A 12,979-nucleotide genomic window follows, 5' to 3' on the forward strand; every position below is an offset into this window, starting at 1 on the left:
AACGATATCTGGTGCATTGAAAAACAGGAGGGACTGATTATGGCAGTAATGAATGTCCTGGTATGCCGGGAACCGAAAAATATGGTCTGGGAAAAGCGTGACGTTCCCATGCCAGGTAAGGACGATGTGCTGATTAAAATTAAAAGCGTCGGTATCTGCGGTACGGATATTCATGCGTGGAGTGGCAATCAACCTTTTTTTAGCTATCCACGGATCCTTGGCCATGAAATATGTGGAGAAGTTATTGCTCTTGGGGGAAATATACAAAATATGAAGGTGGGCCAGCAGATATCCGTTATTCCCTACGTTGCCTGTATGGCGTGTCCAGCCTGTCAGAGCGGGCGAACCAACTGCTGCGAAAATATCTCGGTCATCGGTGTGCATCGGGACGGCGGCTTTAGCGAATATCTTACCGTTCCGGCACGCAACGTACTGGTGACGGAGGGGATCGATCCGGACGCTGCCGCGCTGATTGAACCCTTTGCCATTAGCGCGCATGCCGTGCGCCGCGCGGCGATAGCGCCGGGGGAGCAGGTGCTGGTCGTGGGGGCGGGGCCGATCGGCCTTGGGGCAGCCGCCATTGCCAACGCCGACGGCGCGCAAGTGGTCATCGCGGATGTCAGCCCCGATCGCCGGGATCATGTGGCGCAACAGCTGGGCCTGCCTGCACTCGATCCTTCAGCGGCGGATTTCGACGCACAGCTACGCGCCCATTTCAACGGCGCGCTGGCGCAGAAGGTGATTGACGCTACCGGCAATCAGCGTGCTATGAATAATGCCGTCAACCTGATCCGCCACGGCGGAAGCATTATTTTTGTCGGCCTGTTTAAAGGTGAATTGCAGTTTTCCGACCCGGATTTTCACAAGAAAGAGACCACCATGATGGGCAGCCGAAACGCCACGGCGGAGGATTTTACCAAAGTGGGCCGTTTAATGGCGGAAGGGAAAATCACCGCCCGGATGATGCTGACCCACCGCTACTCCTTCACCGCACTGGCGGAGATTTACGAACCGCAGGTCATTAATAACCGGCAGTTAATCAAAGGTGTCATTCACTTCTGATCGCCTGTTTATATTTTGCTATGCAGCGCCCGGGGCAGTTTGGGGCGCTGTCTTTTTGTGTCCCGCGCCGCAGAACGTGAAATCGATTTACGAAAGCACCCACATTTGACGGCATCATAGTCTCCCGATGCATTCAACAGGGCGGAGTCGATGCGTAAAGAAGAACTGCTGGCCTTCCTCAGCAATCAAACGGATTTTTTCAACCCACAGGCGGTAAGCGAGGTCTTTACGGCGAGCTACCTGGCCGGGCGTTTTGCCATGCAGCGCAATACTGCCAGCCACTATCTTAATCAGCTGGTGGCAGAAGGTGAGCTGATCAAAATAAACACGCGCCCCGTCTACTTCCTGCATAAACAGACCTTTTGTCAGCATTACTTCCCGCTGAGCCGTGAGGAATATGCCAGCGTGGCAGATTTGCTGGCGGAAGGGGAGCAGGAGCTGCCACCACCCGACCATTTCTCGCTATTGATTGGCCATGATGAAAGCCTGAAGAAACCGATTGAGCAAATGAAGACGGCGCTGTTTTATCCGGACGGCGGTCTGCCGCTGCTGATCACCGGCGAGAGCGGGACCGGAAAAAGCTATATGGCGCAGCTTATGCACGAGTACGCGCTGGCGCAGGGAATACTGGAACTGGATGCGCCGCTGGTCAATTTTAACTGCGCACAATATGCCAGCAACCGGGAACTGCTTGCTGCGAATCTGTTTGGTTACGTGAAGGGCGCCTTTACCGGCGCGCAAAGCGACCGGGAGGGGGCGTTTGAAGCGGCAAACGGCGGAATACTTTTTCTGGATGAGGTTCATCGTCTGAACGCCGACGGCCAGGAGAAGCTGTTTACCTGGCTTGATTGCGGCGAAATTTACCGTCTGGGCGAAACGGCGCAGGGGCGTGCGGTGCAGGTTCGGCTCGTTTTCGCCACCACCGAGGATATTCACAGCACCTTCCTGACCACTTTCCTGCGGCGCATTCCCATTCAGATAACGCTGCCGGATCTGCAAAACCGCAGCCGCAAGGAGAAAGAAGCCCTGATTTCGCAGTTCTTCTGGCAGGAAGCGAAAAAAGTGGCGGTCCCGCTGACGCTAAGCGCGCGGCTACTACAGGTGCTGAACGGCACGGTTTACCGCGGCAACGTCGGCGAGCTGAAAAATGTGGTGAAATATGCCGTCGCCTCTGCCTGGGCGAAAAAGCCCGGCAGTGAGGCGCTGACGGTATCGATTCACGATCTTCCCGAGAACGTGCTGGCCTCAATGGCGGCCTTATCCGAGCCGCTAAACGAAGAGCAGCCGATGACCATCGACCCGCATACCAGTCTGCTGTGGCTGCTTAATGCCAGAGATGGCGTTCAGGGCATTATCTATGACGTGCAGTGCCGCGTGCTGGCGCTTTTCGGCCATCTCGCCGACGGGCAGGCAAAATGGGAGGACATTCAAAAGCGGATTGGCGAGGAGATTGAAACTCTTTTTGATCGGCTAATTTTCGATAATCGCCATAAACAACGTTCGACCCTGTTGCTGCTGACCCTAAGCCAGGTACGCGAGGAATTTTACCGGCTGGAGAAACGCTTTAACATTCAGTTCAACGGTAACTGCCTGTATGCGTTAAGTCATTATCTGGTGCATCGCTCTGCCAGCGTGACTTCGCGGTTGAGCCATGAACGAACCCGTCAAATGGAGACGTTTGTGGCGCAGAAATACCCGCTGCTTTGGCATTTTTGTCAGGAGGTACTGGAGGCTGTCGGGCGTAAGCTTGATATTGAGCCGCAGCGCCTTGACGCACTACTGCTGATGCTGTGGCTCCAGAAAGCAGGCACCATGAACCAGCAGCCGGTGACGCGGGCGGTGATCCTCGCCCACGGCTATGCGACCGCCAGCAGCATCGCTAACGTGGCGAACCGACTGCTGAAAAGCAACCTGTTTGAGTCGTTTGATATGCCGCTCGACGTCACCCCGGAAGCCATCGCCGCAGAAGTGATGAACTACATTGAACGTAACGCGCTGGCCAGCGGCCTGGTGATCCTCGTCGATATGGGATCGCTCAGGGAGATCCACCGCCACTTCAACCGCGCGATAACCACCCCGGTCGCCATTATCAATAACGTTTCTACGGGTATGGCGCTTTATGTGGGCGATCGCATTTTACAGGGCCATTTTATTGAGGATATCGCCTGCGATGTGGCGAACGGTTTGCCGGTGGAACACCAGATACTCTGGCCGGAAAGCAATAAGCCAAAGGTGATCCTCACCGTCTGCGCCACGGGTATCGGCGCGGCGACTAATCTTTCCACCTTACTCAAGGGCAGTATTCCGGACGATCTGGCGATTGATGTCGTCGCATGCGACTACGATTCGCTGGCAGGGAATGGCGGCGACGAAGCAATGTTTACCCGTTATGACGTTCTGGCCATTGTGGGCACTCTTGATCCGCATATCGACGCGGTGCCGTGGATCTCGCTGGATTCACTGGTTTCCGGCGAAGGGAATCGTCACCTGATGCGGATTTTTGGCGATGTGACGACTCCGGAGCGCGTCACTGAGATCAACAACCTGATGCTGAAAAACATCTCCCTGCGCAGGGTGATTGAATCGGTCACCATTCTGGATACCAGCAAAGTGATCAATCAGGTGGAGCAGTTTTTAGCCCGCTATGAACATCTCGCCGGTATCGAGGTGGCAAACGATCGCAAGATCGCCCTGTACGTTCATATTAGCTGCCTCATTGAGCGCCTGATCCGCAATACCGCCATTCAGCGTTACAGCGGCAGCGGGCAGTGTCAGACGCATGAACTGGACGTTCTGCGCGACGCGTTTAGTGTCATTGAGAATAGTTATAGTGTCAAAATCCCTGGCTCCGAGCTGCTTTACATCCACGACATCCTGTTTCTTGAAACGGAATTAATCGAGCAGGATCAAGAGTTTTAGTCATTTCACCTTTCCTCTGCCGGCGCGCCACTTTTCCTGGCACGCCGGTTGCAACCTTGTTTCCCCGGTAAAGGGGTTTAACGAGGTCAGGATGAAACGACACATTATTTTTGCCAGCCACGGCCTGCTTGCCAGCGGCATATTGAGTTCCGTGGAGCTTATTCTGGGTAAGCAGCCAGATATTCATACGCTGTGCGCCTATGTGGATGAAGGCGTGGATGTCAGTCGCCAGGTGAACGATCTGCTGGCGCGCTTTCCCGATGGCGATGAAATCCTTGTGATCACCGATATTTTTGCTGGTAGCGTCAATAACGAATTTATTCGCTTTATTCATCGCCCAGGCTTTCACCTGCTGGCGGGACTGAATTTGCCGCTGGTGATTGAATTATTAATTTCAGCGGAAGAACAAAACACCCTTAAATATATTAACGAGGCGTTAATAAACGCAAAAGAGAGCATTCAGTATTGCAATCAAACTATTCAGGATGCAATGCATGTTGATAAAGAATTCTGACACTGAGGGACGATTATGATTACTTTTCTACGCGTAGATCATCGACTGCTGCATGGGCAGGTGGCGTTCTCCTGGACCCAGTATGTCGGGGCGGATTGTATCCTCATCGCCAATGACGATGTGCCCAACGATGAATTAAGAAAGACCACCATTAAGCTGGCAAAACCGCCGTCGGTAAAACTGGTGATTAAAAATATTCACGACTCTATCGAGGCTATAAAAAGCGGCGTGACGGATAAATACCAGCTTTTTATTGTGGTGGAATCGGTTGATGATGCCTGGCGAATTCTCCGTGAGGTGCCAGAGATAAAAAGTATTAACCTCGGCGGTATTAAAGCCAAAGAAGGCAGTAAAAACATCTCCAGAGCAATTAATTTGCTGCCGGATGAAATCGAAAAGTTGCAGGCGCTGGTGCAGTCGGGCGTCGAAGTGGAAATTCGCCTGGTGCCAAACGACCGCAAGCAATTATTTTCCGAGTGCGTTTAATTATTGAGGACACATTATGGTTGAGGCACTTTTACTTGGGCTGGTGGCGTTTATCGCCCAGTCCGAATACGCGATGGGGACTTCGTTGCTGTCGCGGCCTATCGTTACCGGCCTGCTGACCGGGCTGGTGCTGGGCGATGTGCAGACCGGCATCATTATGGGCGCGACGCTGGAACTGGCATTTATTGGATCATTTTCGGTGGGGGCTTCGATCCCGCCTGATGTGGTGACCGGCGGCATTCTGGGCGTGGCGTTTGCCATTACCTCCGGCGCAGGGACGGAAACGGCCTTGCTGCTGGGTTTGCCGATTGCCACCCTGACGCTGGTGCTGAAGAACGTCTACCTGGGGCTTTTTATTCCGATGCTGAGCCAGAAAGCGGATGGCTATGCGCAACAGGCAAACACGCGGGGCATTGAAAGAATGCACCTGATTGCCGGTTTCGGCCTGTCGCTGATGCTGGCGACGGTGGTCACCGTGTCCTTCCTCGTCGGCAGTAGCGCGGTAAAAGGGCTGCTGGATGCGATCCCGGAATTTATCAAACATGGCCTGAGCGTGGCGACCGGCATTATTCCGGCCCTCGGTTTCGCGATGCTGGCACGGCTGCTGATCAATAAAAAAGTCGCGCCTTACTTTTTCCTCGGTTTCGTGTTGATGGCCTATCTCAAAATCCCGGTGACGGGCATCGCTATTCTCGGTGCCATCGTGGCGGTCATTATGGTGAATGTCGCCGCCGTTAACTCACCTCGTCCCACTACCGCACAAGGAGTTTCGGATGACAACGAAGATGATTTCTGAAGACGCTGCGCAGACGCCTGAAAGCGTCATTACTGCCCGGGATTTGCGTCGCGTGTTCTGGCGCTCCTTCCAGATGGAGTTCTCCTAGAACTACGAGCGGCAGATGAATCTGGCGTTTGTGTATGCCCTGATGCCGGTGCTGAAAAAGCTGTATCCACGTAAAGAGGATCTGGTGGTGGCGCTAAAACGTCATCTGGTGTTTTTCAACACCACGCCGCATATCGTGACGCTGATCCTCGGTATCACCACTGCGATGGAGGAGAAGAACAGCCAGAACAACAATATGGACGCCAACGCCGTCGACAACGTTAAAGCCTCGCTGATGGGGCCGCTGGCCGGGCTGGGCGACTCCTTCTTCTGGGGAACGCTGCGTCTGATTGCTACCGGCATCGGCACCAGCCTGGCGCTGAAAGGCAATATTCTTGGCCCGATCCTCTTTCTGCTGGTGTTCAACGTGCCGCACTTGCTGGTGCGCTGGCTGTTTACCCGCTGGGGATATGTGCTGGGCACCGGCGTTCTGCAACGTATTCAGCAGAGCGGCATGATGGAAAGCCTGACCTACGGCGCGTCGATCATCGGCCTGATGGTGGTGGGGGCAATGACCGCCTCCATGATCGATATCACGATCCCGATCACCTTCGGTGCCGGTGAAGCGAAGACCGAGGTGCAGGGGATCATCAATGACATTATGCCCTGCCTGCTGCCGCTGGTGAGTTTTGGCATTGTTTACTGGCTGCTCGGGCGCAAAGTCAAACCACTGACCATTATCGGGGGAATGGCGCTGGTCGGCATTTCAGGTTCATGGATTGGCTTATTTTAACCGGAGAGAATAATGAAACCCACAATGATGACCTATATCCGCGAGGAGCCTGCTGCGCTGACGCAGATCCTGCGCGACCATGTACAGACGCTTCAGGCCGTTGAGGCAGTTGCACAAACGCGCGCGATCAACCGCATCCTGATCCTGGCGACCGGATCGTCGCTGAATGCGGCGCTATGTGCACGTTACTTCTTTGAACAGCAGTTTGGCATGCTGGTAGAAATCAAAGAGCCGTATAACTTTACCCACTATGAGCGTATCGATCCGCATACCGATATGGTGATTGCGGTATCGCAAAGCGGTAAAAGCGCCTCGACGCTTGAGGCCGTGCGCAAGATCCGCGCCGCCTCGCTGCCGGTACTGGCCCTGACCTCCGATCCGCAAAGCCCGATAGCGCGGGAATGCGATGAGATTATCGACATTAATACCGGTATTGAGACCGTCGGCTTCGTTACCCGTGGCTTCAGCGCGACGGTGCTTAACCTGCTGCTTATTGCGCTGACGATTGCCCGGACGCAGGGTAAAGCGACGGCGCGAGAATGTGCCGACTGGCTGGCCGGACTGGAGCGTCTGATTGATGCGCTGCCTGCGGCGATTGAACGGACGCAGGCGTTCATCCAACGGCATCAGGAGACACTGCGTGAAGGCTCGCGGTTCGTCGCGGTCGGCTACGGAGCGCTTGTTGGGGTGGCGAAGGAGTGTGAAACCAAGTTTACCGAAACCGTACGCGTTCCCTCCAGCGGGTTTGAACTTGAGGCATATATGCATGGACCGTATCTGGAGGCCAATCGCGAGCACGTGATGTTTTTTATCAGCGATCGGCACGATCCGCGCAGCGAGGCGCTGCGGACATATATGGCCCCGGCGGTGAAAAAGGCGTTCTCTCTGACGCTGGAAGAAGACCAGGCTGACGATAATACGCTGGCGCTGAATTGCCCGCTCGACCATCACCTGGCACCGTTGTTATTAATTGTCCCGATACAAATTCTGGCCTGCCATATTGCGGCATTAAAAGGGATCGATTTATCCGTTCGGATATTCGACGACTTTGACCGGGTATTAAAAAGTAAAATCTGAATAGTCAGGAGATAATATGTTAGGGTTTAATCAGGACGAGTACCTGACCAGTGCTCGTGAGATCGTTGCTGCGCGCAAACAGGCGGAACAAGCGGCTGAAGATATTCATCAGGCCGGATTCAGTAATGTATTCTTTGCCTCCGTAGGCGGTTCGCTGGCCCCGATGATGGCGATTAATGAATTTGCCAAAGAAGTTACCACGCTGCCGGTATATGTAGAGCAGGCGGCGGAATTAATCAGCAAGGGCAGTAAAAAGCTTAATAGAGATTCGGTAGTTATTACCCTGTCGAAATCCGGCGATACCAAAGAATCAGTAGCGATTGCCGAATGGTGTAAAGCGCAGGGCATTCGCGTGGTCGCCATTACCAAAAATGCAGGGTCGCCGCTCGCGCATGCTGCTACCTGGCATATTCCGATGCGCCACAAAAATGGCGTGGAATATGAATATATGTTGCTTTACTGGGTATTCTTCCGCCTCGTGGCGCTTAACGGTGAATTCGATAACTATGACCGTTTCGCACACCAGCTGGAATTATTACCGGAGAATTTATTACAGGCAAAACGCGAATTCGATCCGCACGCTGCGGAAATTGCCCGCCGGTATCATACCAGTGATTATATGATGTGGATTGGTGGCGCGGAGATGTGGGGGGAAGTCTATCTCTTCTCAATGTGTATTCTGGAAGAGATGCAGTGGAAACGAACCAAGTCCGCCTCTTCCGCTGAATTTTTCCACGGCACGCTGGAGCTGCTGGAAAAAGATGTGCCGCTGTTCCTGGTAAAAGGCGAGGGCAAATGCCGGGCGCTGGACGATCGCGTGGAGCGTTTCGCGCAGAAGATCACCGGACATCTGGTGGTCATCGATCCGCGTGATTACCCGTTAAACGGGATTGATGACGCCTTCCGCTGGATCCTTGCGCCCTGCGTGGTTTCAACGTTGCTGGTCGATCGTCTGGCGGCGCACTTTGAACATCATTCCGGGCACGATTTGAATATTCGTCGTTATTACCGGCAATTTGATTATTAACCGTTATTGCCCGGTGTTTTCCGCGCCGGGCAACTTTTTTTCGAGGAGGCTCGTAAATATTTATACCTGAAATGGACATGAGGATGAGTACAGAAACATATCCGCCAGCGCGATCTTGCCGGCTTACTCGAGCAACTGGTCACGCTATTATTGCCGGGATATACTACCCACCGGCAACTAGTAACCTTGTTTAACTATATCGGTCAGTACGGTAGCACCCTGGATGCTGGCACTTTTTTTCGCCAGCTGGCGCGCCGCTTACCGCAACATGAGGAAACGTTGATGACCATTGCTGAACAGCTGGAGCAGAAAGGCCGCGAGGAAGGCCATAAAGAAGGCCGCCGCGCGGAAGCGCTGAGGATCGCCCGTAATCTTCTGCGCGATGGCGTAGGCCAGGAAAGCGTGCTGCGCGCCACGGGCTTAAGCACCAGCGATTTACAACACCTTTTGCCGCACTAAGTACACGCCCGGCAGGCAGCGCCAGCCGGGCGGCAAAGACAGATTATCCTTTCGATTTAACCACTTTGATATCCACCATCCCAATCCCCAGCTGACGCGGAGAATGGCCGAGAATATTACCTTCGTTAGTGGACTGCGGTTCTGGCGGGACAATCACCAGCGTTTTGCTGCGTGACGGATTGTCAAAATGCAGCGTGGTGGTGGAAACCTCATTACTTAAGGTCAGTATCTGCTCTTGATTGCCCACGCGTACCGGAACAGGACGGTTAGCGTTAGGCCCCCAGGCCTTGGCGGTGATCACCAGATCAAATTTCTCCGGCAGCGGCGCTTTGTACTCAATCTTCACCTCTTTACCGAGCTGTGCGTTGGACCAGCGTCCCCAGGACTCCGGACGCGAGATGCCGCTGAACTGTTGCACTTCTTCCGGTGCGCCTGCCACATTAAAGACAAAGCTGTCGGCTTTATAGCGGATATCGTTATCGACGATTTTGAGCAGATCGACGTTGTGCTTGTAGCGATCGGTATCGATCACCGTGTCTTTGAAAGCCGTTTTTCCCTGCCACTGGGCTTTATCAACGTGCTGTACCTTTTGCTCTCCCCCCAGCTGACCCTGCGAAACGCACCAGTCGGTTGAGAGTGCCAGCTCAGGTGCCCATAGCTGCGCCATTTTATAGCAGCGATCGACCCAGACGAAGTTATCACGCGGGGCAAAGTCCGCCAGCTGGAAGCGTAGCGGCGCAGAGTATTCACTTTCCGGTAGCGGCTCGACGCGTTTATCCGAAATACGCAGCAACAGCGGCAGACGGAAATGGGTACCCGAGAAGGCGATAGTGTTTTTCTCGCTGTCGAGGGTAAATTCCTTCATCTCTTTAGGGAATTTCCATAGCCGCACAATATCAGGCTTCCAGCCCATCACTTTCTCTTTCATATTCAGGAAGACTTCCGAAAGCGACTGTCCGGACAGGCTGCTGCGCCCGAGGCCGATAAAATTATCGCCCCCCATAATATCCAGCACCGTTGCACCGTTATCCATGGTATTGCGTTTTACCCCCGAAACATCCTGCTGGGGCTTATCGCCGCGCAGGATAAAAAACAGATCGTTACGATCCTGCTTATTCAGGTATTTCCAGGCAGTGTTATTCATTGCCAGATGATCGGACGACACGACAATCACCGTATTTTTGAACCACGGCGACGCTTTAATTTTTTCGATAAGTGCGGCGATGTGCTCCTGGCTACAGCTTACGGCGCTGAACGACTGGTTCGGTTTACCGTCGTACTGGTAGCTTTTACGCTTGCAGGTGCGGGAAATAAAACCGTCAGGATGATGGGTATCTACAGTAAGGGCAAACAGCGAGAAGCGCTTACCGCTGCGGGAAAGCTCCTCAAATTTCTTCCAGGTTTCATCCAGTACGGTGTCATCGTAAAAGCCCCAGTCGTTACGGTAGCCCGGATCGGCAACGCTGGTTTTTAATTCTTCTGCGCCGTAAAGGTGATCGAAGCCGTGGGATCTCAGGAACACATCTTTTCCGGCAAAGCGCAGGTTCGCCCCCTGCATGAAATAGTTTTCATAGCCGGAGTTTTTCAGGATATCGCCGAGGCAAATATTCTGCGGGAAGAAGCTGGACACCGAAGCCGATGCGTTACCTTCAAACGGGGCAAATAAAGGAATGCCACACTGGGAGGCGACCATACCGGCTATCGTGTAGTCGGTCCCGGGCAGTTGCTCAGTATGGCTAAAGTCGATGCTATCTTTTTTTATGGCACCGAGTTCCGGCGCCAGATCGGGGAAAGCCGCTTCATCAAAATAAGTACGTTCCAGACTTTCGCCGTAGATATAAACCAGGTTCAGCTTCGGACTGGCAATGCTTTTCGCCGGTTCTTTGTACCAGTCGGCAAAATCCGGATCGCCGTCGCGGGATTGCGATTTGACCAGCTCGGTGATCTGATGAAATGCGGGGCTGGCGTCAACTGAAGCCAGCGCCAGCATCAATGCCAGCAAACTATATCCCAGATGATGAGGATGATGGCGACGGCGGCGTAATACCCAGCCGAGCGCGAAAAATACGCCGACCAGTGCCAGTATCAGGCCGACACCCGGCAGAATATATTTACTGACGCCTGCGCCGGTAAGGCTGTTGGTCAGGGTATAGAGAACCGCATCGTTAATGCCGTCGCCGGTAAAGTAATCGCTGGCGTAAAGGGTAATATTTAATACGACAAACACGCCCAGTACTGCCAATGTGACGGCAAACCACCAGGTATTACGGCCAGCTTTCCAGGCGTAAATCACCACGGAGGCCAGGAACAGGGCAATAGAAATGAGTTCTGACAACGAGGTATCCTCAACAGCGCCAGGCCCACCTGGCTGATCATCGCTTTTTAGCGCCTACAATGTAATGGTGTTGCCGCATTGCTGCAATTATGGCGTCATAAAAATGTGCTGTGGTTCGGAATTCGCCTGAAAGAGGCGTTTTACGAGGGATATCGCATTATGTTGAGACGGGAAGGAGGGCCGCACAGACGCTGGCGCGGCCTCAGAGGAAAATCAGGAAAGGAAGTTAACGCCCTGTTTTAATACTAAGTCACAGGCTTTGGTTTTCACCTTCTGGGCCAGCGGCGTATCGCCGAGATTGCTCAGGTTAAGCTGCTCGCCGTTTTTGGTATTCAGCAGGCCCTGAATACCTTCCAGATAGTTGGTATCTTCTTTCTGTTCCTGCTGATTTAAGCCTAATTTATCCAGCACCTGATTTTTGATGTTTTCGGTACTGGTCACCGAGGCCAGTTTCTGTTTGGCGCAGTATTGCAGGATCCCCGCGGCGTTATTCATTGTGCCAGCGCTTAGCGCCTGATTACCACCGTTAAGCAGGCTGCCCAGTGAAGAGAGCTGGTTACCATTCTGGCTGTTCAACTGGCTGGCCGCGCTGGAGAGCGAGTCCTGCCAGCTGGCGGCATGGGAGAAGAACGCAGCGCTGAGAAGCAGGCCGCAAAGCAGGGATTTTGCAGTTTTCATAGTCATACTCACGTTGAACAGGACCGATTTTTTATGAGTATACCTCCCCTGCGGGCAAGAATTATCTCAATACTCTTTGCCCGTCACGCGGCTGCGGTAGCTGTCCCAGTTGAAGATGACCCACAAGCTGTTGCCGAGACGCATCCGGTCCATAACGCGCTCGCCAAGCAGTTTGTTCATCTCTTCGATGTTGCTATTGGTTAGCATCCCGGTTGGACGTTTGGAAGAGGAGCGGCGGTCGACGATCTGATTAATGATCACTTTTTCATAGCGCGATTCGTTCTGCATACCAATCTCATCGATCACCAGCAGATCGACACGACTCAGATCGGTGAGCAATTGTTCTTCGCTGGTTTCCCGGTTGCCGAACGAGTCTTTCATCGCCGACATGATATCGGCTACCGTAATGATCAGCACCGATTTGCCGCGCAGCAGCAACTCATTACAGATCGCCGCTGCCAGATGGTTTTTACCGGTGCCGGGCTTGCCGGAAAAGATGAAGCTGGCGATATTACCGTCAAACTCTTCAACATACTGCCGCGCCCTGGCCAGCGCGTTCATTTGCCCTTCGCTCTCCACGCGGTAGTTTTCAAAAGAACAGTTTTGATGCAGAGGGCGAATGCCGGAGCGGTTAAAGGTTCGCTGCATTTTCATCGCCCGGTTTTCACGTTCGATGGCGGCGGAACGGATGTCTCCCTGCTCCTTTTGCCAGGCCAGCAGTTCTTCACCCGTTTTAAATGCGGGTTTAACGTGCGATGGCATCACGTTTTGCAAACGTTTCATTAATTCGCCGACGTTTTTCATGT

11 protein-coding genes and 1 pseudogene are annotated in these 12,979 nt (G+C 53.5%); 9 read left to right on the top strand and 3 right to left on the bottom strand.

Annotated features, from left to right (window positions below):
- Positions 1–39: 39 nt before the first annotated feature.
- The 9 genes and pseudogenes from P0H77_RS03530 to P0H77_RS03570 all read left to right on the top strand — a co-directional run bounded on the left by P0H77_RS03530 (position 40) and on the right by P0H77_RS03570 (position 9,160).
- Positions 40–1,062, top strand: a complete 1,023-nt coding sequence (locus P0H77_RS03530) for a zinc-binding alcohol dehydrogenase family protein (protein ID WP_276163612.1) — start codon at positions 40–42, stop codon at positions 1,060–1,062.
- Positions 1,063–1,212: 150 nt separating this feature from the next.
- Positions 1,213–3,981, top strand: a complete 2,769-nt coding sequence (locus P0H77_RS03535; protein WP_276163613.1) for a sigma-54-dependent transcriptional regulator — start codon at positions 1,213–1,215, stop codon at positions 3,979–3,981.
- A 91-nt stretch (positions 3,982–4,072) separates the two neighbouring features.
- Positions 4,073–4,495: a PTS sugar transporter subunit IIA gene (locus P0H77_RS03540; protein ID WP_276163614.1), complete on the top strand. Its 423-nt coding sequence runs from the start codon at positions 4,073–4,075 to the stop codon at positions 4,493–4,495.
- Between the two features lie 15 nt (positions 4,496–4,510).
- On the top strand, positions 4,511–4,981 hold the full coding sequence (locus P0H77_RS03545; protein WP_276163615.1) for a PTS sugar transporter subunit IIB: 471 nt from the start codon (positions 4,511–4,513) through the stop codon (positions 4,979–4,981).
- Positions 4,982–4,997: 16 nt separating this feature from the next.
- Entirely contained in the window at positions 4,998–5,777 is a 780-nt protein-coding gene (locus P0H77_RS03550) for a PTS mannose/fructose/sorbose/N-acetylgalactosamine transporter subunit IIC (RefSeq protein ID WP_276163616.1), read from the top strand.
- Positions 5,755–6,597: pseudogene (locus P0H77_RS03555) on the top strand (PTS system mannose/fructose/sorbose family transporter subunit IID). Before P0H77_RS03550 ends, P0H77_RS03555 begins: the two are co-directional and overlap by 23 nt.
- A gap of 12 nt (positions 6,598–6,609) precedes the next feature.
- Positions 6,610–7,674 (top strand): SIS domain-containing protein, encoded by a 1,065-nt coding sequence (locus P0H77_RS03560; RefSeq protein ID WP_276163617.1) that lies wholly within the window; start codon positions 6,610–6,612, stop codon positions 7,672–7,674.
- A gap of 16 nt (positions 7,675–7,690) precedes the next feature.
- Complete coding sequence (locus tag P0H77_RS03565) at positions 7,691–8,701, top strand: SIS domain-containing protein (RefSeq protein ID WP_276163618.1); 1,011 nt, start codon at positions 7,691–7,693, stop codon at positions 8,699–8,701.
- A 135-nt stretch (positions 8,702–8,836) separates the two neighbouring features.
- Positions 8,837–9,160: a hypothetical protein gene (locus P0H77_RS03570; protein ID WP_346429448.1), complete on the top strand. Its 324-nt coding sequence runs from the start codon at positions 8,837–8,839 to the stop codon at positions 9,158–9,160.
- A gap of 43 nt (positions 9,161–9,203) precedes the next feature.
- Here the strand turns inward: P0H77_RS03570 and opgB are convergent, their stop codons facing one another.
- The 3 genes from opgB to dnaC form a co-directional block, all read right to left on the bottom strand.
- Positions 9,204–11,495 (bottom strand): phosphatidylglycerol--membrane-oligosaccharide glycerophosphotransferase, encoded by a 2,292-nt coding sequence (gene opgB / locus P0H77_RS03575; protein ID WP_276163620.1) that lies wholly within the window; start codon positions 11,493–11,495, stop codon positions 9,204–9,206.
- 213 nt (positions 11,496–11,708) lie between these two features.
- Positions 11,709–12,179 carry a DUF2501 domain-containing protein gene (locus tag P0H77_RS03580; protein WP_276163621.1) on the bottom strand — a complete coding sequence of 157 codons (471 nt, stop codon included), beginning with the start codon at positions 12,177–12,179 and terminating at the stop codon, positions 11,709–11,711.
- A 60-nt stretch (positions 12,180–12,239) separates the two neighbouring features.
- Positions 12,240–12,977 carry a DNA replication protein DnaC gene (gene dnaC, locus P0H77_RS03585; protein ID WP_276163622.1) on the bottom strand — a complete coding sequence of 246 codons (738 nt, stop codon included), beginning with the start codon at positions 12,975–12,977 and terminating at the stop codon, positions 12,240–12,242.
- Positions 12,978–12,979 lie beyond the last annotated feature (2 nt).

The organism is Superficieibacter sp. HKU1 (genome assembly GCF_029319185.1).
Classification (GTDB): Bacteria; Pseudomonadota; Gammaproteobacteria; order Enterobacterales; family Enterobacteriaceae; genus Superficieibacter.

Excerpts from the sequence above, each read along its gene's own strand:
- P0H77_RS03550 (WP_276163616.1), top strand. The coding sequence starts at position 4,998 with ATGGTTGAGGCACTTTTACTTGGGCTGGTGGCGTTTATCGCCCAGTCC.
- P0H77_RS03540 (WP_276163614.1), top strand. The coding sequence starts at position 4,073 with ATGAAACGACACATTATTTTTGCCAGCCACGGCCTGCTTGCCAGCGGC.
- P0H77_RS03565 (WP_276163618.1), top strand. The coding sequence starts at position 7,691 with ATGTTAGGGTTTAATCAGGACGAGTACCTGACCAGTGCTCGTGAGATC.
- P0H77_RS03580 (WP_276163621.1), bottom strand. The coding sequence starts at position 12,179 with ATGACTATGAAAACTGCAAAATCCCTGCTTTGCGGCCTGCTTCTCAGC.
- P0H77_RS03560 (WP_276163617.1), top strand. The coding sequence starts at position 6,610 with ATGAAACCCACAATGATGACCTATATCCGCGAGGAGCCTGCTGCGCTG.
- dnaC (WP_276163622.1), bottom strand. The coding sequence starts at position 12,977 with ATGAAAAACGTCGGCGAATTAATGAAACGTTTGCAAAACGTGATGCCA.
- P0H77_RS03530 (WP_276163612.1), top strand. The coding sequence starts at position 40 with ATGGCAGTAATGAATGTCCTGGTATGCCGGGAACCGAAAAATATGGTC.
- P0H77_RS03545 (WP_276163615.1), top strand. The coding sequence starts at position 4,511 with ATGATTACTTTTCTACGCGTAGATCATCGACTGCTGCATGGGCAGGTG.
- P0H77_RS03535 (WP_276163613.1), top strand. The coding sequence starts at position 1,213 with ATGCGTAAAGAAGAACTGCTGGCCTTCCTCAGCAATCAAACGGATTTT.